The following is a 22,533-nucleotide window of genomic DNA, read 5'->3' as shown; positions in this document are numbered from 1 at the left end:
GTTGTTACATAAATGAGGAAAGGAACCGACATGAATCGACTCCAGGGCAAGCGTGCACTCATCACGGGCGGCAGCCGCGGCATCGGCGCGGCGATCGCGAAACGGCTGGCGGCTGACGGCGCGGACGTGGCGATCACGTATGAAAAATCGGCCGAGCGGGCGCAGGCCGTCGTCGCCGGCATCGAGGCGTTGGGCCGTCGCGCCATCGCGATCCAGGCCGACAGCGCGGATCCGGTGGCCGTGCGCAACGCGGTCGATCGTGCCGCGGAGACGTTCGGCGGCCTGGACATTCTCGTCAACAACGCGGGGATTTTCCGGGCCGGCGCGCTGGACGACCTCACGCTCGACGATATCGACGCGACGCTGAACGTGAACGTGCGCGCGGTGATCGTCGCATCGCAGGCGGCGGCGCGGCATCTCGGGGAAGGCGGGCGCATCGTGTCGACCGGCAGTTGCCTCGCGACACGCGTGCCCGATGCGGGGATGAGCCTCTATGCGGCGAGCAAGGCCGCACTGATCGGCTGGACGCAGGGGCTCGCGCGCGATCTCGGCTCGCGCGGCATCACGGTCAACATCGTGCATCCGGGTTCCACCGATACCGATATGAACCCCGCCGATGGCGAGCATGCCGATGCGCAACGTTCGCGGATGGCGATTCAGCAGTACGGCAAGGCCGACGACGTGGCTGCGCTCGTGGCGTTCGTCGTCGGGCCGGAAGGGCGGTCGATCAATGGGACCGGGTTGACGATCGACGGCGGCGCGAACGCGTAAAGACCTATGCCCGGCGTGAGTAGGCCGGGTAACGGCGCGCTCGTCGTTCGTCGTGGTTCGTTATTGGCAGCCGAGGCGCACGTGCTCGGCTTCCAGGTCGGCCCGTTTGTCGTACGCGTGCAGTTCGTTGCGCGGCTTGCCGTCCGGGCCCATGCCGCGCACGACTCGGTGGCCGCGGTCGGGCGAGTGCGTGAGCGCATCGATGCCGGCGGCCAGTTCCCGGCACCGCGCGTCGGGAGAGGTGCTTTCCGGGCGAGGGGCCGCCGAGGCAGTGACGTTGGCGATGCCCGGGCTGACGTAGCGTTGCTTGGCAGGCGCCGTGCCGGTGTCGGCGGCGTTGGCCGTGGCGGTTATCGCTGAAAGCGCGGCGAGCGCCGCGATCGTTCGAATCATTCGACAAGTCCGTGTGCTGAACCGAAGAAGGTTCGGAATTCTACGCAATGTTCGCTGCATGTCCTCGGCGAATGGACGAGGTGCGATCGCGTGTCGCACGTCGCGGTGAACGGTCGACTACCCATCTTCGTGTGCTGCGCGGCATGCGCGGCAATATCCCCCAGACAGCAAAAAGCCCGCTTGCTTTCGCAAAGCGGGCTTCGGCATTTGGTTGCGGGGGTAGGATTTGAACCTACGACCTTCGGGTTATGAGCCCGACGAGCTGCCAGACTGCTCCACCCCGCGGCGCGAAGTGTACTTCGGGTTGATACGGGGAGTCAATCGATTCCTGCGACGACGGGTCGATGCCATATCGGGCCCGTTCCTTGAAACGACTGCGGCGCAGTGAAGCCGATGCGTAAAGCCGCAAATTTTTCATACTCGCCACAATATTCGCGCGCCTGAAACGTCTTCAGACGCATGGAACCGCCACCCACTTCGCAAACGATGACCGACCCAGACCGCGACATCACTGCGACAGTGATGCGTGAACGAACGAGGCTAGGGAATTTCATTCGGCGCCGGATCCGCGACCCGGACGATGCCGAGGACGTTCTGCAGGATGTGCTTCACGAATTCGTACAGGCTTATCGGCTTCCGGCGCCAATCGAACAGGCGAGCGCGTGGCTGTTCCGTACCGCGCGTAATCGCATCATCGATCGTTTTCGCAAGAGGAAGGAGCAGCCGCTGGCCGATCTGCTCGATGCCGACGACGACGCGGACAGCGAGTATCGCCTGGATCTCGCGCTACCGTCGCACGATGCTGGTCCTGAAGCGCTCTACGCTCGCACGCTGTTGCTCAAGGCGTTGCAGGATGCGCTCGACGAACTGCCGGCGAATCAACGCGAGGTTTTTATCGCGCACGAACTGGAAGGGCGGTCCTTCAAGGAGATGGCCGCGGAAAGCGGCGTCACGCTCAATACGCTGCTCGCGCGCAAACGATATGCGGTTCTGCATCTGCGTGCGCGACTGCAACCGATTTATGACGAACTGGATATCTAGAGGAGTCGACGGATGAATTTTCGAATCAGATGTGCGGGCAAGGCGCTGCTCGTGGTGGTCGCCATCGGCGTGCTCGGGTGGGTCGTCATGATGCTGTGGAACTCGGTGATGCCGGGGTTATTCGTCGGTGCCCGGACGATTGATTTCGCCCATGCGCTGGGGCTACTTGTATTGAGCCGCATCCTGTTCGGCGGATTCCGCGGACACCGCGGCTGGCACGGCCGGCGTCACTGGCGGAAGTGGGAAGCCATGACGCCCGAAGAACGCGAGCAATTCCGGGCCGCATGGCGATCGCGCGGCAAGCGGCCTACCGAGGAGTGAACATGCGCGAGAAATCAACAGTCGACTGCAAGCAGAAGGCGGGCGTGATTGCGCCGGTCGTCAATCTGAAACGTTGCGAAGGGAAGGGGGATTGCGTGACCGTTTGCCCTGAAGACGTGTTCGAGATCCGTCGCATCGATCAGGCCGATTATCTCGATCTTGGTTTGATGCATCGGTTGAAGCTGCGCGTGCATGGGATGAAAGTCGCGTATACGCCGAATGCGGACGCGTGCCGGTCCTGCGGGCGTTGCGTGACAGCGTGTCCTGAGCGCGCAATCACGCTTGCGCGACGGGCATAGCGTCGTCCGTTCGCGCCGATGGTGGAACGGCGGCTCGGGAGCCTGGCGGCGGATCGGCGATCGCTGGATACGCCGTCCCAGTGATCAACCTCATCAGGGAACCCACTTGACTTCACCTACTCATGTTCTTCTGCAACGGCTTCATGAAGAAAGCCGGAGCGAAATCATTGCCCGCGCTCGAGCGCAGTTCCAAGGGCCGAACGAGGCGTTTCCGACGCTCGTCGACGAATACGAAACACTCGCCCCTCGGCTGCGAGGGCGTTTTCTCGAAACGTTCGGCTTGTTCACCGAAGATTTCGAGTCATCGGCAGGCAGTGCTTTATCGTTGGCCGTATCGGCGGAAACGGGAAGGTTCCTGCGCAACATGGTGCTGGCGCAACGGCCGACCAGAATCCTCGAACTCGGCAGTTCCTGCGGCGTGTCGACTTTGTATTTCGCCGACGCGCTGCGTACGTTCGGCCGTGGCGTCGTCATCGCGACCGAAGGCGATGCGCTCAAGTGCGAGCGTTTGCGGGCTCACGTCGAAGCAGCCGGCCTGGACGCCTATGTCGAGTTGCGGGAGGGCGACGTATTCGACACGGTTGCCGAACTGGACGGGACTGTCGACATGGTGTTTATCGACGTCTGGGCCGACGCCTATCTGAAGCTGTTCAAGCAGATCGAGCGCCTGCTGCGACCGGGATCGGTCGTGCTGGCCGACAACATGTACACGGCCGAGGACGCCGTTCGACCGTATAAGCACTACCTCGACGAGGATCCGCGGTTTTCGACCACGACGTTGGATTTTGAGTCGGGGGTGGAGTTTACGGTTGTTGTTGCGCAAGGGGGCTGGTGAATCCGGGAGCATAGAGCTGGACCCGTCCCCGAACATGCCCTACAGCACGACGGCCTTTCCGTGTAGCCAGTATATTTCGCGATAAGCTACGGCAGTCAAGATCCGATACGGGGGGCGACGGCCATGTCGATTCTCGTGGGTACGGCTTCGTGGACCAACAAGACGCTGATCGAGTCGCGTGCCTTTTATCCTCCCGGTTGCAGTAGCGCCGAGGCGCGCCTGCGCTACTACGCCAGCGTTTTCCCGGTGGTCGAGGTCGATTCGTCTTACTACGCGATGCCGAGCGCCAGCAACAGCGCGCTGTGGGTCGAACGCACGCCGCCGGGATTCGTCTTCGACATGAAGGCGTTCCGACTCTTCACCGGCCACCAGACCGAGCCAAAGTTCTTCCCGAAGGATCTGCAGGGCGAACTTCCGAGCACGGGAAAAAAGAACCTGTACTACAAGGATGTGCCGCCGTCGATCATTGAGGAACTGTGGTCGCGCTTCTTCGAAGCACTGCGCCCGCTATACGAGGCGGGCAAGCTCGGGGCGGTGCTGTTCCAGTTCCCTCACTGGGTGACCGCGGCGCCGAAGTCCCTCGCGCACGTCGAGCACTGTGCGGAGCGCATGCAACCGCTGCTGACTGCGTTCGAGTTTCGGCATGAGAGCTGGTTCTACGACAAGCACCGTGCGTCGACGCTTGCAATGGAGCGCGCGCGCGGAATCGTGCATGTCGTCGTCGATGCGCCGGAAGGCGTGACGAAGCGTGTGCATTCGGTGTGGGAGGTGACGTCACCCGACCTCGCGATCGTGCGGCTGCATGGCCGCAATGCGTCGACCTGGAGCGGGTCGGCGTCGGTGCCTATCGACCGGACGTCACGCAAAGGGTTGTGCTCCTGATTTTTTGATATCTGACCGCCCTTCGGCGATTAGATTCGGCGCTATCCGTATGTCAGTGATAGGCGCGCGAAATAGAACTCCATAAAAATCAGTCTCGATTCGCCTCGATAATCTGGTCCAGCGCATTGGCATCGTCGGTAGGCTCCTCCGTACCCCGAAAAATGCAAACCTCCGTATGCCCGTCTCGGAACACGTCTATTTCGACTCGCATCCCAACCACGGTAACCGAGACCAAGACCGTATCGGGTCGATTGCGGCTCAGGGTGTAGTGAATTTTCGCGGAGTCGAGCCGGTCGAGCAGATGAAACAGTGTATTGGTGGTCATATCGGGTACCTATTTCTTGAATCGATTATCGTTGAGCAACTTGAGCGCCTTACGCGCCTCTTTGATACCGTCGCTCGCGTCGCCTTGAATCTCGTTGAGCGTCGAATTCAAATACTGCCCCGGAAACTCGCGGAGCACTGAGCCCTTGCATTCGGCTTTGATGATGTCGCAGGCCATCATATCGCCTCGGTCGATTCCTGCTACTTGAACCGCGTCGCCCAAGGTGTCCGCTGAATAATCGAACGGAGACGCGTCACTGAGTGAGGCGGAGTCAGTGAAATTCGCACCTCCTGCGAATTTAGCGGCACCGCCAGCGCCGCCGATTCCGACAACGCTTTGCAGATAGCTCATCAGTTCGCCAGCGGACACGTCGCTAGGCGTGGCCCAAGAAGGTAGTGGCTTATCTATCGGTAGTCCAGCCGACGCCGGCACGCTGGCGAGCCTACTAGCCTTGGGGAAAGGCGGGGTTTAGGGCGAACCTCCAGCCGCCCCGCCACGGGCCGTCGGACGATCGATTGATACGGACACTCTCCCGTCCTCTATGGCGGATCGGAGCGCGGCTACGGGATCGCCGGAGAGTGACCCGGCTAGTCCCAAGTCTCGGAGATAGCCAACGGCCCCTGTCAGTAGTCCCGAGTATTTCGGCCAATGGAGCATCAATTCTGAGACGGCTGCCCGCTGTTCCGCGGATCGACTTACTCCACCGTTGTTAGACAACGTGGCTCGCTTCCCAGACCCTATATCGATAGTCACTGACGCCATGCGACATGCTCTCCGATTCCGATCGATATACATCATACGATACCCGGAGGGGTCACCCTTTTGGCTTCGTGGAACAGGAGGTGAGTGGAAGCAATCGCTGCTACGCCAAATTTACGCCAAACTCGGTGAAGAGATTTGTCGCGTAAGGCTGGGATGGGGTATCGCTGGTCCCCCCGACAGGAATCGAACCTGTATCTAGCGCTTAGGAGGCGCTTGTTCTATCCATTGAACTACGGGGAGAGCCATATCCGGGCAATCGCGCGAAAAACCGCGAGCCGGACGGCGGTGTGGACAGCGCGCAGAGTATAGCAAACGCGCGGCGCGTCGGCGGGGCGGAATGCACCCGCGACGCGCGTATCGCGAGATCACCCGCGACCGAAACAGAAACTCAGAAATCGACGACGACGAAATCTTCCTTGCCCACGTCGCACAGCGGGCAGCGCCAGTCCGCGGGAATGTCGGCGAAACGCGTGCCGGCCGGAATGCCTTCGTCGGGCAGCCCTTCCGCTTCGTTGTAGACCCACCCGCAAATCAGGCAGACCCAGCTCTGGTATTCGGTTACTTCGCTCATGTTGCGCTCGGGATAAAGAAAATTCGGCGATGCCGTCCGCAGCCTCGCCGGCGGACGAAAGGCGCAATGTTACCGGAATTTCGTCGAACGCCAGCGCAACGTCGTTTTAAACGTACGCATCGCGAACAACGCAACTGAAACACGCCCGCTGTTCGTGCGGTGTATGCTTCCGAGGCTGTCCAATCATAAGGAGAATGCGATGCTGAACAGAAAGTGGATCGCAGGTGCGGTATGCGTCGCGGCGATGGCCGTGTCGACGATCGCGCGGGCCGAGGCGCGCGTGTATTTCGAAGCGCCGAGCGACGGTGCGACGGTGTCGAATCCGGTGCATGTGAAGTTCGGTCTCGAAGGCATGGCGCTGAAGCCCGCCGGCGACATGACGCCGGATACCGGTCACCATCACCTGCTGATCGACGGCAAGCCGGTGCCGAAGGGCGACGTGATCCCGGCGAGCGAACGCTCGCTGCATTTCGGCAAGGCCCAGACCGAGACCGACGTGAAGCTGCCGCCCGGCCAGCACACGCTGACGCTGCAGCTCGGTGACGGCGCGCACCGTTCATACGGTCCCGAACTGAGCTCGACGATCACGGTCAACGTGAAATAACCGTGCATCCCGCGCTGGCCCGCGATGCGCCGCGGGGGATCTGCCGATCGGCCGGCCCCTGGGATCCGGCCCGCATCCGCGTGCTCATGCGGGCACGCAAACCGTAGCCGGCATCCGAAAACCGGAGGTCGGCCACACCGCCCACGATACCGCGTCGGCGCCCATCGGAAACGCCCCGCGGCACTCGTCCATCCAGCCGAGCCGATGCCGGCCTCCGCGCCCGGTACAATGGGCGCTTCCGATTTCTCTCTTCGCCGTCTCCCCATGTCGCTCTATTCCATTACCGGCGCGCAGCTCGCGTTCGGTCACGTCGCGTTGCTCGATCACGCGGATTTCTCGCTGGAAGCCGGCGAGCGGGTCGGCCTGATCGGCCGCAACGGCGCGGGCAAGTCGTCGCTGCTGAAGATCGTCGCCGATCTCGCGAAGCCCGACGACGGGCTGGTCACGCGCCAGCAGGAGCTCGTGACCGTCTACGTGCCGCAGGAGCCCGAATTCGAGCCAGGCGCGACGGTGTTCGACGCGGTCGCGTCGGGGCTCGGGCATACGCGCGAATTGCTCGAAGAATACGATTCGATCGCGCACCGCCTCGCGGAGATACCGGAGGGCGCCGAGCACGATGCGCTGCTCGCGCGGATGAACGCGCTGCAGTCGTCGCTCGATGCGCACGACGCGTGGAGCTGGCGTACGCGCGTGTCGATGACGCTCGCGCAAATCGGCCTGACGGACGGCGACGCGAGCGTCGACGCGCTGTCGGGCGGGATGCAGAAGCGCGTCGCGCTGGCGCGCGCGCTGGTGCTGCAGCCCGATGTGCTGCTGCTCGACGAACCGACCAACCACCTCGACTTCGACGGCATCCGCTGGCTCGAGGAGCTGCTCGTCGCGCAGCGCGCGGGCCTGCTGTTCATCACCCACGATCGCGCGTTTCTCGATCGCGTCGCGACGCGCATCGTCGAGCTCGATCGCGGCCGGCTGCTGTCGTACCCGGGCAATTTCTCCGCGTACCAGACGCGCAAGGCGCAGCAGCTCGAAGTCGAGCGCGTGGAGAACGAGAAGTTCGACAAGCTGCTCGCGCAGGAAGAAGTGTGGATCCGCAAGGGCGTCGAAGCGCGCCGCACGCGCAGCGTCGGCCGCATCGCGCGGCTCGTGCAGATGCGCAACGAGCGCGCGGAGCGCCGCAATGCGCAGGGCAACGTGAAGCTCGACGTCGCGCAGGGCGAGAAGTCCGGCAAGATCGTCGCGGAGCTGACCGACGTGACGAAGCGCTACGGCGGCCGCACGGTGGTCGACCGCTTCTCGACGACGGTCATGCGCGGCGACAAGATCGGCTTCGTCGGCCCGAACGGCGCTGGCAAGACGACGTTGCTGAAGCTGATTCTCGGCGACCTGAAGCCCGACGAAGGCACGGTGCGCACCGGTACGAACCTGCAGGTCGCGTATTTCGACCAGATGCGCGCGCAGCTCGACCAGGAGAAGAGCCTGGCCGACACGATCAGCCCCGGCAGCGAATGGGTCGAGATCGGCGGCGTGCGCAAGCACGTGATGAGCTATCTCGGCGATTTCCTGTTCGCGCCGGAACGCGCGCGTTCGCCGGTGAAGTCGCTGTCGGGCGGCGAGCGTAACCGGCTGCTGCTCGCGCGCCTGTTCGCGCGCCCGGCCAACGTGCTGGTGCTCGACGAACCGACCAACGACCTCGACATCCCGACGCTCGAACTCCTCGAAGAACTGCTGGCCGACTACGACGGCACGGTGCTGCTGGTCAGCCACGATCGCGCGTTCCTCGACAACGTCGTGACGTCGGTGATCGCGGCCGAGGGCGACGGCAAGTGGCGCGAATACGTCGGCGGCTTCACCGACTGGCAGATCCAGAGCGAGCGCTCGGAGCAGCTCGCGCAGCAGGAAGCGGCGAAGCGCGCGGTCAAGGAGGCGGCGCCCGCGAAGGACGAACCGGCGAAGAGCGCGGCCGGCCGCAACGCGCAGCGCACGGTGAAGCTGTCGTTCAACGAGCAGCGCGAGCTCGATTCGCTGCCGGAGAAGATCGCCGCGCTCGAAGCGGAGCAGAAGACGATCAATGCGCAGCTCGAGGACGGCGCGATTTTCGCGAAGGATCCGCAGGAAGGCACGCGCCTGACCGAGCGGTTCGCGGCGATCGACGACGAACTGCTCGCCGCGCTCGAACGGTGGGAAACGCTCGAGGCGAAGCGCAAGCCGGTGTGACGCGCGCGGTGCGCGCCGATCCCGCGATTGGCGCGCCACGCGGAACCAGTAAAATACCGCGCGTCCAGGGTCGCGCCGCACACGCCGCGCGCCCGCTTTCGGAGCAGTCCAAGCACACCGTTGTTTCGATTCGCTTTTTTACGGAACTCAACGTTTTGTCCACGACGTTATCCACACGAGGTGTGGACAACGTCCCGATGAATGACGAAATTCAGCGCCTATGTCAACAAAGAAACCCAGCGCGGCCTATAGCGAAGCATCGATCAAGGTGCTCAAGGGTCTCGAGCCGGTCAAGCAGCGGCCCGGCATGTATACCCGTACCGAGAATCCGCTGCACATCATCCAGGAAGTCATCGACAACGCGTCCGACGAGGCGCTCGGCGGCTACGGCAAGCAGATCACGGTCACGCTGCACGCCGACCAGTCGGTCTCCGTCGAAGACGACGGCCGCGGCATCCCGTTCGGCATGCACCCCGAAGAGGGCGTACCGGTCGTCGAGATCGTGTTCACGCGCCTGCACGCGGGCGGCAAGTTCGACAAGGCCGCGGGCGGCGCGTATACGTTCTCGGGCGGCCTGCACGGGGTCGGCGTGTCGGTGACGAACGCGCTGGCGACGCGTCTCGACGTGACGGTATGGCGCGACGGCAAGATCGCCGAACTCGGCTTCGCCGACGGCGACGTCGTGAAGCCGCTGTCCACGCAAGGCGCGGGCCGCGGCGAGAAGAAATCCGGCACGCGCGTGCAGGTGTGGCCGAATCCGAAATACTTCGATTCGCCGAACCTGCCGCTCGGCGAGTTGCAGCGCCTGCTGCGCTCGAAGGCCGTGCTGCTGCCGGGCGTCGAGGTCGTGCTCGTCAACGAAAAGACCGGCGAGCGCCAGACGTGGAAGTATGAAGACGGCCTGCGCGGCTACCTGCTCGACGAAATGAACGGCAGCGAGCTGCTGATCCCGCTGTTCGAAGGCGAGCGTTTCGCCGATGCGCGTTCGACCGACGAAACCTTCGCCGAAGGCGAGGGCGCATCGTGGGTCGTCGCATGGAGCGAGGAAGGCTCGCTCGTGCGCGAGTCGTACGTGAACCTGATTCCCACGCCGGCCGGCGGCACGCACGAGTCGGGGCTGCGCGACGGTCTCTACCAGGCGGTGAAGAGCTTCGTCGAACTGCACAACCTGCAGCCGAAGGGCGTGAAGCTGCTCGCGGAAGACGTGTTCGCGCGCGTGTCGTTCGTGCTGTCCGCGAAGGTGCTCGATCCGCAGTTCCAGGGGCAGATCAAGGAACGGCTGAACAGCCGCGACGCGGTGAAGCTCGTGTCGTCGTTCTCGCGTCCGGCGCTCGAACTGTGGCTGAACCAGCACGTCGAGCACGGCAAGAAGCTCGCCGAACTCGTGATCAAGCAGGCGCAGGCGCGTACGCGCGCCGGCCAGAAGGTCGAGAAGCGCAAGAGCTCGGGCGTCGCGGTGCTGCCGGGCAAGCTGACCGATTGCGAGACGGAAGACATCGCGCGCAACGAACTGTTCCTCGTCGAGGGCGACTCGGCGGGCGGCTCCGCGAAGATGGGCCGCGACAAGGAATACCAGGCGATCCTGCCGCTGCGCGGCAAGGTGCTGAACACATGGGAAACCGAGCGCGATCGTCTCTTCGCGAACAACGAGGTGCACGACATCTCGGTCGCGATCGGCGTCGATCCGCACAGCCCGGACGATACCGTCGACGTGTCGAACCTGCGCTACGGCAAGATCTGCATCCTGTCGGACGCGGACGTCGACGGCTCGCACATCCAGGTGCTGCTGCTCACGCTGTTCTTCAAGCATTTCCCGCAACTGATCGAGCGCGGCCACGTGTACGTCGCGCGCCCGCCGCTGTTCCGCGTCGACGCGCCGGCGCGCGGCAAGAAGCCCGCGCAGAAGCTCTATGCGCTCGACGACGGCGAGCTCGAAGCGATCCTCGACAAGCTGCGCAAGGACGGCGTGCGCGACACGCAGTGGAGCATCAGCCGCTTCAAGGGCCTCGGCGAAATGAGCGCCGAGCAGCTGTGGGACACGACGATGAATCCCGACACGCGCCGCCTGATGCCGGTGAAGCTCGGCGAGCTCGACTACGAGGCGACCGTCGCCCGGATGACGATGCTGATGGGCAAGGGCGAGGCAGCCGCGCGGCGCGGCTGGCTCGAGGAAAAGGGCAACGACGTCGAAGCGGATATTTAAGCGTTAAGCGGAGCTTCCGCGCGGCCGGGCATGACGCCCGGCCCGGCCTCACGCCACTTACGAATACGGAATTCAGATGGACGACAATACTTCCGATCTCTTTGCCAGCCCCGACGCGCCCGAGAGCGACGCGCTGACGCTCGGCAACTACGCGGAGCAGGCGTATCTCAGCTACGCGGTCAGCGTCGTGAAGAGCCGCGCGCTGCCCGACGTGTGCGACGGCCAGAAGCCGGTGCAGCGCCGGATCCTGTTCGCGATGAACGAAATGGGCCTCGGCCCCGACGCGAAGCCGGTGAAGTCGGCGCGCGTGGTCGGCGACGTGCTCGGTAAATACCACCCGCACGGCGACCAGTCGGCGTACGACGCGCTCGTGCGTCTCGCGCAGGATTTCTCGCTGCGCTACCCGCTGATCGACGGGCAGGGCAACTTCGGTTCGCGCGACGGCGACGGCGCGGCGGCGATGCGTTACACGGAAGCGCGGCTCACGCCGATCGCGAAGCTGCTGCTCGACGAGATCGACCAGGGCACGGTCGACTTCATGCCGAACTACGACGGCTCGTTCGAGGAGCCGAAGACGCTGCCGAGCCGCATGCCGTTCGTCCTGCTGAACGGCGCGTCGGGCATCGCGGTCGGCCTCGCCACCGAAATCCCGTCGCACAACCTGCGCGAAGTCGCGGCCGCGGCGGTTGCGTTGATCCGCAATCCGAAGCTCACGCATGCGGAGCTGATGAACCTGATCCCCGGCCCGGATTTCCCCGGCGGCGGCCAGATCATCTCGAGCGACACCGAAATCGCGGCGGCGTACGAATCGGGCCGCGGCAGCCTGAAGGTGCGCGCGAAATGGAAGATCGAGGATCTCGCGCGCGGCCAGTGGCAACTCGTCGTCACGGAATTGCCGCCGAGCACGTCGGGCCAGAAGGTGCTCGAGGAAATCGAGGAACTGACCAACCCGAAGCTCAAGCTCGGCAAGAAGACGCTGACGCCCGAACAGCTGAACACGAAGAAGGCGATGCTCGACCTGCTCGACGCGGTGCGCGACGAGTCGGGGAAGGAAGCGGCGGTGCGGCTCGTGTTCGAGCCGAAGTCGCGCACGATCGACCAGACGGAATTCGTGAATACGCTGCTCGCGTACACGAGCCTCGAATCGAACGCGACGCTGAACCTCGTGATGATCGGCGCCGACGGCCGGCCGGGCCAGAAGGGCCTGCTGACGATCCTCGACGAATGGGTGAAGTTCCGCCAGCTGACGATGACGCGCCGGTGTCGCCATCGTCTCGCGAAGGTCGACGACCGCATCCACATCCTCGAAGGGCGGATGATCGTCTTCCTGAACATCGACGACGTGATCCGCATCATCCGCGAGTCGGACGAGCCGAAGGCCGCGCTGATGAGCGCGTTCGGCCTCAGCGAGCGGCAGGCCGAGGACATCCTCGAAATCCGGCTGCGCCAGCTCGCGCGGCTCGAGAAGATCAAGATCGAGAAGGAACTCGAAGCGCTGCGCGACGAGAAGGCGAAGCTCGAGGACCTGCTCGCGAACGAAAGCGCGATGAAGCGGCTGATGATCAAGGAGATCGAGGCCGACGCGAAGCAGTACGGCGACGATCGCCGCACGCTGATCCAGCAGGAAAAGCGCGCGACGTTCGAGGCGAAGGTGGTCGACGAGCCGGTGACGGTGGTCGTATCGCAGAAGGGCTGGGTGCGCGCGCTGAAGGGTCACGGGCTCGACCCGGCCGGCTTCACGTTCAAGGCGGGCGACCATCTCTACGCGGCGTTCCAGTGCCGCACGCCGGATCGCCTGATCGCGTGGGGCAGCAGCGGCCGCGTGTATTCGGTCGACGTGTCGGTGCTGCCGGGCGGGCGCGGCGACGGCGTGCCGGTCACGTCGCTGATCGAGCTCGAATCGGGCTCGCACCTGATGCACTACTACGCGGCGCCGGCCGACCAGCAACTGCTGCTCGCGTCGAGCAACGGCTTCGGCTTCCTCGCGAAGGTCGGCGACATGGTGAGCCGCCTGAAGGCCGGCAAGTCGTTCATGACGATCGATACGGGCGCGGTGCCGCTCGCGCCGATGCCGGTGCTGCCGAACGCGACGCAGGTCGCGTGTCTGTCGAGCGGCGGGCGCTTGCTCGTGTTCGGGATGGACGAGATGAAGACGCTGTCCGGCGGCGGGCGCGGCGTGATCCTGATGGCGCTCGACGACAAGGAAACGCTCGTGCAGGCGCTGGCGATCGATCCGGCCGGCGTCGTGCTGATCGGCACCGGCCGCGGCGGCAAGGTGCAGGACGACACGCTGTCGTATGCCGGGCTCGCGCCGCACATCGGCAAGCGCGCCCGCAAGGGCCGCGCGCCGGACACGAAGCTCAAGGTCGTCACCGAGTTGCGTCCGCTGCTGGGCTGACGCCGCGCGGTCGACCGGACCGTCCGGTTCACCCGGTTCGGCCGCGATCGAAGGCCGCACGTCCGCTTCGGCGGGCGTGCGGCTTTTTCTTTCCGGCGCAGGAATGCGGGTAAGCAAGCGTGGCGCTGTCACGCGGAATTTGCAAAATAGTGTGAAATCGCGTCGAGGGTCCGAACCGCCGCGCGGCTGACGGGTCGAACGTCGCTTGATGCCGCGTGCGACGCGGCCGTTCGCTGTACCCACTCATCACAGGATCGTCCCCATGTCCCACGCCGTTGCCGTCGCGCTGTTTCTTCACCTGCTGGCCGTCGCCGTGTGGGTGGGCGGGATGGTCTTCGCGCACTTCTGCCTGCGCCCCGCGCTGTCCGACCTGTCGCCGCAGTTGCGGCTGCCGCTGATCGAAGGCGTGTTCGGCCGCTTCTTCAACTGGGTGTCGGGGGCCGTGATCGTGATCCTGCTGTCCGGCGGTTTCCTGCTGATGAGCTTCGGCGGCGCGCACGCGACGTGGTCGCTGCATGCAATGGCCGGGCTCGGCGTCGTGATGATGCTGATCTTCGGGCACATCCGCTTCGCGCTGTTCCCGCGCATTCGCCGTGCGGTGCAGGCGCAGAACTGGCCGGACGGTGCCCGCGCGGTGAATGCGGTGCGGCTGCTGGTCGTCGTGAACCTCGTGCTCGGCGTCGTCACGATCGGCGCGGCCGTGCTGTCGCGCGGTTTCTGACCGGCCGGCGTCAGCCCTTCGCCCTCGGCCGTCGGCCGCACGCCCGGCGGCGCGCGCCGCTATGCGGCCAGCATCGCGTCGAGCAGCCATGAGCCGGCCGGCCCGAGCGGCCGGTTGCGCGACCAGACCGCATCCACCCGTACACGGCGCGGCCAGCCGCGCGCGCGCAGCTCGCACAGGCGGTCGCGCGCGAAGTGCTCGACCATCCAGCGCGGCAGTTCCGCCCAGCCGAACCCGAGTACGGCCATCTCCAGCAGCATCAGGTAGCTCGGCGCCAGCCAGTGCTGCGTGCCGACGACGATCCGGTCGTCGGTGCCGCGACCTTCCGTTTTCACGTAGGTATTGAGGCGCAGTTCGCGCACGTCGCGCAGCGCCGCGTGCGGCACCTCGGCGTCGCCGTATTCGGCGAGCGCGTGCGTGCGGCCGACGAACAGCCCGATCTCCGATTCCTCGGCCACCGTCGCCGCGCCGATATCGGCCGGGTAGGCCGCGCGCGCGGCCATCAGCCCGAGTTGCGCGCGACCCTGCTGGATCAGGTCGAGCACGTCGTCGTGCTCGGCGATCTGGCATTCGAGCTCGAGCGCCGGAAAGCGCCGTTCGAGCGCCATCAACGTTTCCTCGTAACGCTTCGACTGGTAGGTATCGGACACGACGAGCGTGAGCCGCGCTTCCTCGCCGTGCGCGAGCCGGGCGGCCGTGCGGTCGATCGCCGCGCTGGCCTCGAGCGCGCGCTGCACCTGCGGCAGCAGCGCACGGCCGGCATCGGTGAGCGTCGGCGTGCGCGTCGAGCGGTCGAACAACTGCACGCCGAGATCGATCTCGAGATTCGCGATCGCTTCCGACACGGTCGACTGACGCTTGCCGAGCTTGCGGGCCGCGGCCGTAAACGAGCCGAGCAGTGCCGCTTCGGCGAATGCGAGCAGCGCTTCCGGGGCGTGGTGCATGCAGGGCTCCTGGTGACTTCATATCGGTAAAACCGATGATATCAAACTGGATTCACACGGTTGTGCCGATCAGAATGGCCAGCATGAATCAAGTCATGCATCGGAGAGCATCATGAAACAGACGAATAAAACGGTGACGGAACGCCTGCTGCACGCGCTGACGTTCGAACTGGTGGCGATCGCGCTGTGCGCGCCGATCGGCGCGTGGCTGCTCGACATGCCGGTGTCGCACGTCGGCGTGCTGACGGTGATGGTGTCGTTGATCGCGATGGCGTGGAACATGACCTTCAACACGCTGTTCGACCGCTTCGAGCGGCGGGCCGGGTGGTCGCGCACGCTCGGCATGCGGATCGCGCACGCGGTGACGTTCGAGCTCGGCCTCGTCGCGATGGTGGTGCCGGTTGCCGCGTGGTGGCTGAACGTGAGCCTCGTCGAGGCGCTGCTGCTCGACCTCGGCATCGTGCTGTTCTTCCTGCCTTACACGTTCTGCTTCAACCTCGCGTACGACGCGCTGCGCGCCCGCTGGATCGCGCGCCGGGTCGCGGTGCAGGCCGGTTGACGGAGTCAGGCCGGCCAGCGCGAGCAGGGCGACGGCCGCCGCCCGTCAGTGCGCGGCCCACAGCCACACGCTGCACACGGCGGCGACCACGCCGTACACGGCATAGACGGGCACCTTGAAGCGCGTGAAGCACAGTGTCGCGAACGCGCCCGTCAGCCAGTAAACCGGGTCGGCCGGTTCTCGATGCAGGATCTTCACGACGGCGACCACGAGAAAGGCCGTCGTTGCCGCGCGCAGCAGGCGCATCCCGTGCTCGAAGCGCGAATGGCGCTTGAGCCGGAACAGATGGTTCTGCGCGAACACGACGAGGCACCCGGACGGAATGAACAGCGCGGCGGTGGCGAGCAGCGCGCCGGCCCAGCCGTCGGTCAGGTAGCCGAGAAACGGCACGACGTTCAGCAACGGCCCCGGCGCGACCGGCGACAACGCGAACGCCAGCGTGAAGTCGTGATCGGAGATGCCGGTCGCCGGCGACACGAACAGCGTCTTGAGCACCGGTAGCGCGGAGAAGCCGCCGCCGAACAGCGTCATGCCGGCGCCCGCGAGGCGCGGCCACAGCAGATCCGCCTGGTAATCGCCGGGCAGCGGCACCGCGAACAGCACGACGAGCACGCCGAGCAGCACGAGCAGGCCGCGATCGCGCCTGGACAGCGTGAAATCGACCGTGTCGCGTTGCGACGGCCCCGTCAGCCAGCCCGCTGCGAACGCGGCGAACAGAATCGCGACGAAAGCGGCCGGACTATGCGCGAAAGCAAGCAGAATCGTCGATAACGCGGCGATCGCCTGTTCGAGCCGCGTACGCGCGAGCGAGCGCAACTGCTTGACCCACGTGACGCCGATCAGCGCGGCGAGCACCATCCCGAAGTGATTGATCAGCACCGGCGCGGCCAGCGAGCGCACGAGCGGCGTCTGATAGAAGATCGCGAACAGCGTCATCAGGACCGAGAACGGCAGCACGCTGGCAATGCCGGCGATCCATGCGCCGGCACGGCCATGCAGCGTCTGGCCGACCTGCACGGCGACATTGCAGCCGACGGGGCCCGGCACGAGCCACGCGAGCGCGACGAGATCGCCGAAGACGTGCGGCTCGATGCGCTGCAGCCGCTCCACGTAGTGGCGTTCGAGCTGCGCCATCATCGAAAGCCCGCCCCACGAGACGGCCGAAATGCTGGCGACGACCTTGAACAAGGTCCATAGGGATGCCGGTGCCTCTTCGACACGCGCGGTCGCTTCGACTTCGACGGTTGTCATGATTGTGTGGTTGGCGCAGGGCCAGATCTCTCGCGTAAGGCCGTGGCAACGGCCCGCCGACACGTCGGCGCTCCCGATTGTCCGCCGCGCATCGTGACACTACCATGCGCGAAAACGCTAGTTAATGAACTAAACGAACGGATCGGAAAACGTAACAATTGCGGCGGTGCGCAAACGCGCGCCGCGGCTGCGGCGGTGCGGCTCAGCCGCCCGTGCTGCCGGTCGCGCGATGCGCGACGACGTTCGGATGATCGCCGCGCACGCCGAAGCGTGCGATCAGCGCGGGAATCGCATCGGCCGGCACCGGGCGCGAGAACAGGAAGCCCTGCGCCTCGATTTCGCCGAGCGCGGACAGCCACGTGATCTGCTCCTCGGTTTCGGTGCCCTCGACGACGACGGTCAGCCCGAGCGAGCGCGCGAGATGCACGATCGACGACACCATCACGCACACGCTGCGATCGGTCGGAATCGCCTGCACGAACGAGCGGTCGACCTTCAGCGTGTCGACCGAGAAGCGGTGCAGGTACGACAGCGACGAATAGCCGGTGCCGAAATCGTCGAGCGCGATCCGGATGCCGAGCTTTTTCAGCGCGACGATCTTCTCGGACACGAGTTCCGGATATTCCATCATCGCGGTTTCGGTGATCTCGATCTCGAGCCGGTTTGCGTCGATGCCGGTGTCCTGCAGCGCCTGCGAGATCGTCTCGATCAGATCGCCGCGCCAGAACTGCACGGGCGAGATGTTGACCGCAAGCGTCAGCGTGTCGTGGCCTTCGTCGTGCCAGCGTGCGATCTGCGCGCATGCGGTGCGGATCACGAAGTCGCCGATCGGCACGATCAGGCCGGTCGATTCGGCGATCGAGATGAATTCGTTCGCGGAGATCACGCCGTGTTCGGGATGATCCCAGCGTGCGAGCGCCTCGAAGCCGGTGATCGTGCGGTGCGTGAGGTCGATCTTCGGCTGATACGCGAGGAACAGCTGCCCCTCGGCGAGCGCGACGCGCAATTGCTGTTCCCAGCGCATCAGGTGGTCGGCGCGGTGCGACAGGTGCGGCGCATAGAACTGGTAGCAGTTCTTGCCGGCGTCCTTCGCGCTGTACATCGCGAGGTCGGCCTTTTTCAGCAGGTCGATCTCGCTTTCGTTCGCGACGGTGTGCAACGCGATGCCGATGCTCGCGTGCAGCACGAACGAACTGCCGCGTACGTCGAACGGCTCGCTGAACATCCGGATGATCGCTTCCGCGAGCCGCACCGCGCGCCGCTCGACGTCGTCGCCCTTCATCACGACGACGAACTCGTCGCCGCCGATGCGCGCGAGCGAGCCTTCGTCGCCGACCGCATCGGCCAGGCGCGACGCGGTCATCTGCAGCACGATGTCGCCGGCGTTGTGGCCGAGCGTGTCGTTGACGGTCTTGAAGTTGTCGAGATCGATGAACAGCAGGCCGAGCCGCGACAGGCTCGCGGGCATCGACACGTCGTTGCGCAGCCCGCGCAGCGTCGCATAGCGGTTCGCGAGGCCGGTGAGCAGGTCGTATTCGGCGAGCTGCGTCATTTCGCGCTCGCGCCCGAGCAGCTTGCCGATCAGGCCCGTCGCGACGCCGAAGAACGCGAGCATCGCGAGCGTGATGAAGCTCGTCATCAGCAGGTAGACGTTGCGCGTGTGGGTGTAGTCCGCGAACTCTTCCGTCTGCGACAGCCCGACCATCACCGCGAGCGGGTAGCCGTCGAGGTGGCGGTACGACACGATGCGCGTCACGCCGTCGATCGGATCGATGATCGTGCCCGTCACGCGCTCCGCGATCGGGTAGACGCCCGACGCCGAAAACGCGCCCGGCGCATTGCTGACCGAGCCCGTGCGTCGCGCGAGCACCGCGCCCGTGTCGGACACGACCGCGATCACGCCTTCCTTGCCGATCGCCGCGTTGTTGTAGAAATCGTTCGTGAAGTAGCTCGGGTCTTCCGACACCACGACGATGCCTGCGAAGCTGCCGTCCGGATTGTTCAGGCGCCGCGTCATCTGCAGCGTCCAGTGGCTCGACACGCGGCCGAGCACGGGCTTGCTGATGAAGAGGCGGTCGTCGTTGTGCGCGAGGTGGACCTTGAAGTGCTCGCGGTCGGACAGGTTGATCGGCTGCGGATGGAGTTCGGCGGTGTTCGCGAACAGGATGCCCTTCGCGTTGACGAGCGACACCTGGATCAGCGTGTCGCTCGGTACGACGCCTTTCTCGACGGCGCTCGCGAGATTGAAGCGCGCCGGCGACTTCTCGAATTCGAACTTGACGAAGCGGGTGATCTGGTCGACCTGGTGGATCGCCTTGACCGTATGCTGTTCGAGCGCGGACGACAGGATCGCCGCGGAAGCCGCTGCTTCCTTGTACGCACTGTCCTTTTCAACGGACAGCCGCGCGATGATTACGGCCCACAGCAGCGCGAGCGCCAGCATCCCGAGCAGCGGGATGGCAAACAGCGCACGCCGGCGCGATTTGCGCGGCGCGCGCAGCGGCCGGTTCGGCGGCGTGTGGTTGGACCGGGCGGAGCTCATCGAAGAGGGCGGCGTCCTGCTCGCGTGCGCCATCCGTCTGGATGGCCGACTATGGTTCGGATTGTCCCGACGTCTGTTCGTTCGCGGGACGCGCAACCATGGACAGACCTCCGAAACAACGGATTAGGCCCGATATTACTGGCTGGAACGTTTTTGCGATAGCTGGGCAAAGCGCGGGGCGCCGGACGAGCCGGCGCCATCGCACATCGCGAAATGTCAGTCGGGCGACCGGAACGTGCCGTCGACGACCGTGACGACGTCACCGCCGATCCAGGTCGTGCCGTCCGCGTCGTAGTTGACGAAGATGCGGCCGTCGCGGCCGATCGCCGTGCCCTGGCGGGCCGTATACGACGGGCCGGGGCGGCGTTCCTGCCGCGTCAGCAGCCCGGCCAGCGCGGCGTTCGCGCTGCCGGTGACGGGGTCCTCGCCGGGGATGCCGAACTTGCCGCCCGTCATCAGGCAGCGGATCTCGAACGTCGCGGGGCCGCCTTCGGCATGCGGCGCGTAGGCGGCGAGGCCGTCCACGCCGTAGCGGTGGGTCAGCGCCGCCAGTGCGGCCGGATCGGGCGACAGGCCGATGCACGCGTCGGCCGACTTCAGCCGCACGACCAGCCACGGCGCGCCGTTGTCCACCGCGCACGGCTCGGCGTCCAGGTCGAGCGCGTCGCTGCGCAGCGCGGCGGCCAGTACCGCGTAGTCCGAACGGTCGAGCGGCGTGACGCGTGCCGGCGGCGCGGCGAACGCCCAGCCGTCGGCCTGCTCGCGCAGCGCGACGCGGCCGACCCCGCACTGCTGGATCAGCCGGCCCGGCGTGCGCGGCCGCGCGCCGCTTTCGAGGAACGCATGCGCGGTGCCGAGCGTCGGGTGGCCGGCGAACGGCAGTTCGCCGCCCGTCGTGAAGATCCGTACGCGATAGTCGGCTTCCGGATCGGTCGGCGTGCAGAGAAACGTCGTTTCCGACAGGTTCGTCCAGCGGGCGATCTCGAGCATCGCGTCGTCGCCGAGCGAATCGGCGTCGAACACCACGGCGAGCGGATTGCCCTTGAACGGCACCGACGTGAACACGTCGACCTGCTTGAAACGAACGAGACGGCCGGGCATCGCGCGGCGCCCGTTACGCGACTTCGGCGATCAGCTCGATCTCGACGCACGCGCCGAGCGGGATCTGCGCGACGCCGAACGCCGAGCGCGCATGCTTGCCCGCGTCGCCGAACACTTCGGCGATCAGCTCCGATGCGCCGTTCGTCACGACGTGCTGTTCGGTGAAGTCGAGCGTCGAGTTGACGAGGCTCATCAGCTTGACGATGCGCGTGACCTTGTTCAGGTCGCCGGTGTGCGCGTGCAGGGTGGCGAGCAGGTCGATCGCGATCGAGCGCGCGGCCGCCTTGCCGTCTTCCGTTTGGAGATCGGCGCCGAGCTTGCCGGCCCAGACCTTGCCGTCCTTCTTCGCGATGTGGCCCGACAGGTAGACCGTGTTGCCGCTTTGCGCGCTCATCACGTAGGCCGCGGCCGGTGCGCCGGCGGTCGGGAGCTCGATGCCGAGCGACTTCAGTTTGTCGTAGACGTTAGCCATGCGTTCGATTCCTCGTAGAGAGTCGTGACAGGGAAAAAAGGGGGATCAGAGGCGCTCGCGCAGCAGCTTGCCGAGGCGCGCGACGCCTTCCTCGATCTTTTCGGGCGGCACCGTCACGAACGACAGGCGCAGCGTGTTCTGCTGCGCGTTCTCCGCGAAGAACGGCGCGCCCGGCACGAAGGCGACGTGGTTGTCGACGGCCGCGGCGAGCAGCTTCATGCTGTCGATCTGCGCGGGCAGGTTCACCCAGATGAACATCCCGCCTTCCGGGCGGTTCCACGTGACGCCTTCCGGCATGTGGCGCGCGAGCGCGCCGAGCATCGCGTCGCACTGCGCGCTGTACAGCTCGCGGATCGTCGGGATGTGCTCGTCGAGGAAGCCGTCCTTGATCACTTCGTGCGCGATGCGCTGCGTGAGCGTCGGCGTGTGCAGGTCGGTGGCCTGCTTGGCCTGCACGAGCTTGAAGTGGAGTTCCTCGGGCGCGATGATGTAGCCGATCCGCAGGCCCGGCGCGAGCACCTTCGAGAACGTGCCGAGGTGCACGACGTGGTCGGGCGCCATCGACAGCATCGTCGGCAGCGGCTCGCCCTGGTAGTTCAGCGCGCCGTACGGATCGTCCTCCAGCACCGGGAACGGGCTCGACTGCGCGAACGCGGCGAGCGCGCGGCGGCGCTCGACGGGCAGGCGGCGGCCGGTCGGGTTCTGGAAGTTCGGCTGCGCGTACAGCAGGCGCGCGCCTTGCGTGAGTTCGGGGGTGAGACCTTCCGGCAGCAGGCCCTGCTCGTCGGTGGGCACCTGCACGTAGCGCGGCTCGTACAGCGAGAACGATTGCAGCGCGCCGAGGTAGGTCGGGGTTTCGACGAGGATCGGGCTGTCCGGGTCGATCAGCGCCTTGCCGAGCAGGTCGAGCGCCTGCTGCGAGCCGGTCGTGATCAGCACCTGCGACACGCGCACGCTGTAGCGCTCGGCGATCCATTCGCGCAGCGGCAGGTAGCCTTCGGTCGCGCTGTACTGAAGCGCGGCGGCCGGCGCGTCGCGCAGCACGCGGTCGGCGGCGGCGCGCATGCGTTCCGCCGGGAACGTCGCGGGGGCGGGCAGGCCGCCGGCGAACGAGATGACCTCGGGGCGTTCCGTGACCTTCAGGATCTCGCGGATCGCGGAGCTCGTCAGCTTGCGGGCGCGTTCGGAAAGCTGCCAGTGCGGCGGATGCAGGTCGTTCGGATTCATAGTCTCCTCGTTCGGATATCGTGGTCAGTCAAGAAAGGTCGTTCGGGCGCATCGCTTCGACGCTGCCGGGTGGGCAGTACGGGCACGATGAAGCCTT

Annotated in this window: 22 protein-coding genes and 2 tRNA genes; 12 read left to right on the top strand and 12 right to left on the bottom strand. The window is 65.7% G+C overall.

Translation table 11 applies throughout. The annotated features are described in order from the left end of the window. The first annotated feature begins 30 nt into the window (after positions 1 to 30). Entirely contained in the window at positions 31 to 771 is a 741-nt protein-coding gene (locus J8I33_RS05830) for an SDR family NAD(P)-dependent oxidoreductase (protein WP_069618069.1), read from the top strand. Positions 772 to 831: 60 nt separating this feature from the next. Here J8I33_RS05830 and J8I33_RS05825 read toward each other — a convergent pair whose 3' ends face one another. Both J8I33_RS05825 and J8I33_RS05820 read right to left on the bottom strand, forming a co-directional pair. After that, positions 832 to 1,164, bottom strand: a complete 333-nt coding sequence (locus tag J8I33_RS05825) for a hypothetical protein (protein WP_050017473.1) — start codon at positions 1,162 to 1,164, stop codon at positions 832 to 834. A gap of 208 nt (positions 1,165 to 1,372) precedes the next feature. Beyond that, a tRNA-Met gene (locus J8I33_RS05820) sits at positions 1,373 to 1,449 on the bottom strand. Between the two features lie 174 nt (positions 1,450 to 1,623). Between J8I33_RS05820 and J8I33_RS05815 the strand changes: the two genes are divergently transcribed. From J8I33_RS05815 to J8I33_RS05795, 5 genes are all read left to right on the top strand, one after another. Beyond that, on the top strand, positions 1,624 to 2,205 hold the full coding sequence (locus J8I33_RS05815) for a sigma-70 family RNA polymerase sigma factor (RefSeq protein ID WP_080334378.1): 582 nt from the start codon (positions 1,624 to 1,626) through the stop codon (positions 2,203 to 2,205). Between the two features lie 12 nt (positions 2,206 to 2,217). Beyond that, entirely contained in the window at positions 2,218 to 2,526 is a 309-nt protein-coding gene (locus J8I33_RS05810) for a hypothetical protein (RefSeq protein ID WP_050017475.1), read from the top strand. 2 nt (positions 2,527 to 2,528) lie between these two features. Continuing rightward, positions 2,529 to 2,825, top strand: a complete 297-nt coding sequence (locus J8I33_RS05805) for a 4Fe-4S binding protein (protein ID WP_089488717.1) — start codon at positions 2,529 to 2,531, stop codon at positions 2,823 to 2,825. Between the two features lie 106 nt (positions 2,826 to 2,931). Then, a complete protein-coding gene (locus J8I33_RS05800; protein WP_209926419.1) occupies positions 2,932 to 3,660 on the top strand; it encodes a class I SAM-dependent methyltransferase in 729 nt (242 codons plus the stop codon). Positions 3,661 to 3,783: 123 nt separating this feature from the next. Next, a complete protein-coding gene (locus tag J8I33_RS05795; RefSeq protein WP_245170308.1) occupies positions 3,784 to 4,542 on the top strand; it encodes a DUF72 domain-containing protein in 759 nt (252 codons plus the stop codon). Positions 4,543 to 4,630: 88 nt separating this feature from the next. On the opposite strand, the gene J8I33_RS05790 is transcribed toward J8I33_RS05795, so the two are convergent. The 4 genes from J8I33_RS05790 to J8I33_RS05775 all read right to left on the bottom strand — a co-directional run bounded on the left by J8I33_RS05790 (position 4,631) and on the right by J8I33_RS05775 (position 6,200). Then, positions 4,631 to 4,867, bottom strand: coding sequence for a hypothetical protein (locus J8I33_RS05790; RefSeq protein WP_089468140.1), 237 nt, complete (start codon positions 4,865 to 4,867; stop codon positions 4,631 to 4,633). 9 nt (positions 4,868 to 4,876) lie between these two features. Then, positions 4,877 to 5,218: a hypothetical protein gene (locus J8I33_RS05785; protein WP_179233142.1), complete on the bottom strand. Its 342-nt coding sequence runs from the start codon at positions 5,216 to 5,218 to the stop codon at positions 4,877 to 4,879. A 576-nt stretch (positions 5,219 to 5,794) separates the two neighbouring features. Beyond that, positions 5,795 to 5,869: transfer RNA gene (locus J8I33_RS05780), tRNA-Arg, on the bottom strand. Between the two features lie 148 nt (positions 5,870 to 6,017). Continuing rightward, on the bottom strand, positions 6,018 to 6,200 hold the full coding sequence (locus tag J8I33_RS05775; protein WP_006478164.1) for a rubredoxin: 183 nt from the start codon (positions 6,198 to 6,200) through the stop codon (positions 6,018 to 6,020). Between the two features lie 199 nt (positions 6,201 to 6,399). Between J8I33_RS05775 and J8I33_RS05770 the strand changes: the two genes are divergently transcribed. The 5 genes from J8I33_RS05770 (at position 6,400) to J8I33_RS05750 (ending at position 14,340) form a co-directional block, all read left to right on the top strand. Continuing rightward, the gene (locus J8I33_RS05770; protein ID WP_124554810.1) at positions 6,400 to 6,804 is read left to right on the top strand and encodes a DUF4399 domain-containing protein; all 405 of its coding nucleotides are present in this window, start codon (positions 6,400 to 6,402) and stop codon (positions 6,802 to 6,804) included. 228 nt (positions 6,805 to 7,032) lie between these two features. Further along, complete coding sequence (locus tag J8I33_RS05765; protein ID WP_209926952.1) at positions 7,033 to 9,018, top strand: ATP-binding cassette domain-containing protein; 1,986 nt, start codon at positions 7,033 to 7,035, stop codon at positions 9,016 to 9,018. 220 nt (positions 9,019 to 9,238) lie between these two features. Further along, a complete protein-coding gene (parE, locus tag J8I33_RS05760; protein WP_050017499.1) occupies positions 9,239 to 11,221 on the top strand; it encodes a DNA topoisomerase IV subunit B in 1,983 nt (660 codons plus the stop codon). Between the two features lie 76 nt (positions 11,222 to 11,297). Then, positions 11,298 to 13,619, top strand: coding sequence for a DNA topoisomerase IV subunit A (gene parC, locus J8I33_RS05755; protein ID WP_124651411.1), 2,322 nt, complete (start codon positions 11,298 to 11,300; stop codon positions 13,617 to 13,619). 262 nt (positions 13,620 to 13,881) lie between these two features. Next, a complete protein-coding gene (locus tag J8I33_RS05750; RefSeq protein ID WP_050017501.1) occupies positions 13,882 to 14,340 on the top strand; it encodes a CopD family protein in 459 nt (152 codons plus the stop codon). Between the two features lie 59 nt (positions 14,341 to 14,399). Here J8I33_RS05750 and J8I33_RS05745 read toward each other — a convergent pair whose 3' ends face one another. Further along, a complete protein-coding gene (locus tag J8I33_RS05745; protein WP_069618083.1) occupies positions 14,400 to 15,284 on the bottom strand; it encodes a LysR family transcriptional regulator in 885 nt (294 codons plus the stop codon). 112 nt (positions 15,285 to 15,396) lie between these two features. On the opposite strand from J8I33_RS05745, the gene J8I33_RS05740 reads away from it, so the two are divergent. After that, positions 15,397 to 15,843: a multidrug/biocide efflux PACE transporter gene (locus J8I33_RS05740; protein WP_050017503.1), complete on the top strand. Its 447-nt coding sequence runs from the start codon at positions 15,397 to 15,399 to the stop codon at positions 15,841 to 15,843. A gap of 45 nt (positions 15,844 to 15,888) precedes the next feature. On the opposite strand, the gene J8I33_RS05735 is transcribed toward J8I33_RS05740, so the two are convergent. From J8I33_RS05735 to J8I33_RS05715, 5 genes are all read right to left on the bottom strand, one after another. After that, a complete protein-coding gene (locus J8I33_RS05735) occupies positions 15,889 to 17,094 on the bottom strand; it encodes a chromate transporter (RefSeq protein WP_050017504.1) in 1,206 nt (401 codons plus the stop codon). A gap of 202 nt (positions 17,095 to 17,296) precedes the next feature. Then, positions 17,297 to 19,636 carry an EAL domain-containing protein gene (locus J8I33_RS05730; protein ID WP_050018122.1) on the bottom strand — a complete coding sequence of 780 codons (2,340 nt, stop codon included), beginning with the start codon at positions 19,634 to 19,636 and terminating at the stop codon, positions 17,297 to 17,299. A 216-nt stretch (positions 19,637 to 19,852) separates the two neighbouring features. Continuing rightward, positions 19,853 to 20,737 carry a PhzF family phenazine biosynthesis protein gene (locus tag J8I33_RS05725; RefSeq protein ID WP_124651413.1) on the bottom strand — a complete coding sequence of 295 codons (885 nt, stop codon included), beginning with the start codon at positions 20,735 to 20,737 and terminating at the stop codon, positions 19,853 to 19,855. A 13-nt stretch (positions 20,738 to 20,750) separates the two neighbouring features. Beyond that, on the bottom strand, positions 20,751 to 21,209 hold the full coding sequence (locus tag J8I33_RS05720) for a RidA family protein (RefSeq protein WP_006478174.1): 459 nt from the start codon (positions 21,207 to 21,209) through the stop codon (positions 20,751 to 20,753). Positions 21,210 to 21,254: 45 nt separating this feature from the next. Further along, complete coding sequence (locus J8I33_RS05715; RefSeq protein ID WP_050018120.1) at positions 21,255 to 22,436, bottom strand: PLP-dependent aminotransferase family protein; 1,182 nt, start codon at positions 22,434 to 22,436, stop codon at positions 21,255 to 21,257. Positions 22,437 to 22,533 lie beyond the last annotated feature (97 nt).

The sequence above is a fragment of the Burkholderia sp. AcTa6-5 genome, assembly GCF_017815075.1.
In the GTDB taxonomy this organism is placed as follows: Bacteria; Pseudomonadota; Gammaproteobacteria; order Burkholderiales; family Burkholderiaceae; genus Burkholderia; species Burkholderia sola.
The sequence above is the reverse complement of the archived record's forward strand: the minus strand, read 5'-3'. Positions and strand labels throughout refer to the sequence as shown.

Excerpts from the sequence above, each read along its gene's own strand:
- J8I33_RS05720 (WP_006478174.1), bottom strand. The coding sequence starts at position 21,209 with ATGGCTAACGTCTACGACAAACTGAAGTCGCTCGGCATCGAGCTCCCG.
- parC (WP_124651411.1), top strand. The coding sequence starts at position 11,298 with ATGGACGACAATACTTCCGATCTCTTTGCCAGCCCCGACGCGCCCGAG.
- J8I33_RS05830 (WP_069618069.1), top strand. The coding sequence starts at position 31 with ATGAATCGACTCCAGGGCAAGCGTGCACTCATCACGGGCGGCAGCCGC.
- J8I33_RS05795 (WP_245170308.1), top strand. The coding sequence starts at position 3,784 with ATGTCGATTCTCGTGGGTACGGCTTCGTGGACCAACAAGACGCTGATC.
- J8I33_RS05725 (WP_124651413.1), bottom strand. The coding sequence starts at position 20,737 with ATGCCCGGCCGTCTCGTTCGTTTCAAGCAGGTCGACGTGTTCACGTCG.
- J8I33_RS05815 (WP_080334378.1), top strand. The coding sequence starts at position 1,624 with ATGGAACCGCCACCCACTTCGCAAACGATGACCGACCCAGACCGCGAC.
- J8I33_RS05740 (WP_050017503.1), top strand. The coding sequence starts at position 15,397 with ATGAAACAGACGAATAAAACGGTGACGGAACGCCTGCTGCACGCGCTG.
- parE (WP_050017499.1), top strand. The coding sequence starts at position 9,239 with ATGTCAACAAAGAAACCCAGCGCGGCCTATAGCGAAGCATCGATCAAG.
- J8I33_RS05785 (WP_179233142.1), bottom strand. The coding sequence starts at position 5,218 with ATGAGCTATCTGCAAAGCGTTGTCGGAATCGGCGGCGCTGGCGGTGCC.
- J8I33_RS05775 (WP_006478164.1), bottom strand. The coding sequence starts at position 6,200 with ATGAGCGAAGTAACCGAATACCAGAGCTGGGTCTGCCTGATTTGCGGG.
- J8I33_RS05770 (WP_124554810.1), top strand. The coding sequence starts at position 6,400 with ATGCTGAACAGAAAGTGGATCGCAGGTGCGGTATGCGTCGCGGCGATG.
- J8I33_RS05745 (WP_069618083.1), bottom strand. The coding sequence starts at position 15,284 with ATGCACCACGCCCCGGAAGCGCTGCTCGCATTCGCCGAAGCGGCACTG.
- J8I33_RS05790 (WP_089468140.1), bottom strand. The coding sequence starts at position 4,867 with ATGACCACCAATACACTGTTTCATCTGCTCGACCGGCTCGACTCCGCG.
- J8I33_RS05765 (WP_209926952.1), top strand. The coding sequence starts at position 7,033 with ATGGGCGCTTCCGATTTCTCTCTTCGCCGTCTCCCCATGTCGCTCTAT.
- J8I33_RS05810 (WP_050017475.1), top strand. The coding sequence starts at position 2,218 with ATGAATTTTCGAATCAGATGTGCGGGCAAGGCGCTGCTCGTGGTGGTC.
- J8I33_RS05805 (WP_089488717.1), top strand. The coding sequence starts at position 2,529 with ATGCGCGAGAAATCAACAGTCGACTGCAAGCAGAAGGCGGGCGTGATT.
- J8I33_RS05825 (WP_050017473.1), bottom strand. The coding sequence starts at position 1,164 with ATGATTCGAACGATCGCGGCGCTCGCCGCGCTTTCAGCGATAACCGCC.
- J8I33_RS05735 (WP_050017504.1), bottom strand. The coding sequence starts at position 17,094 with ATGACAACCGTCGAAGTCGAAGCGACCGCGCGTGTCGAAGAGGCACCG.
- J8I33_RS05730 (WP_050018122.1), bottom strand. The coding sequence starts at position 19,636 with ATGAGCTCCGCCCGGTCCAACCACACGCCGCCGAACCGGCCGCTGCGC.
- J8I33_RS05750 (WP_050017501.1), top strand. The coding sequence starts at position 13,882 with ATGTCCCACGCCGTTGCCGTCGCGCTGTTTCTTCACCTGCTGGCCGTC.
- J8I33_RS05715 (WP_050018120.1), bottom strand. The coding sequence starts at position 22,436 with ATGAATCCGAACGACCTGCATCCGCCGCACTGGCAGCTTTCCGAACGC.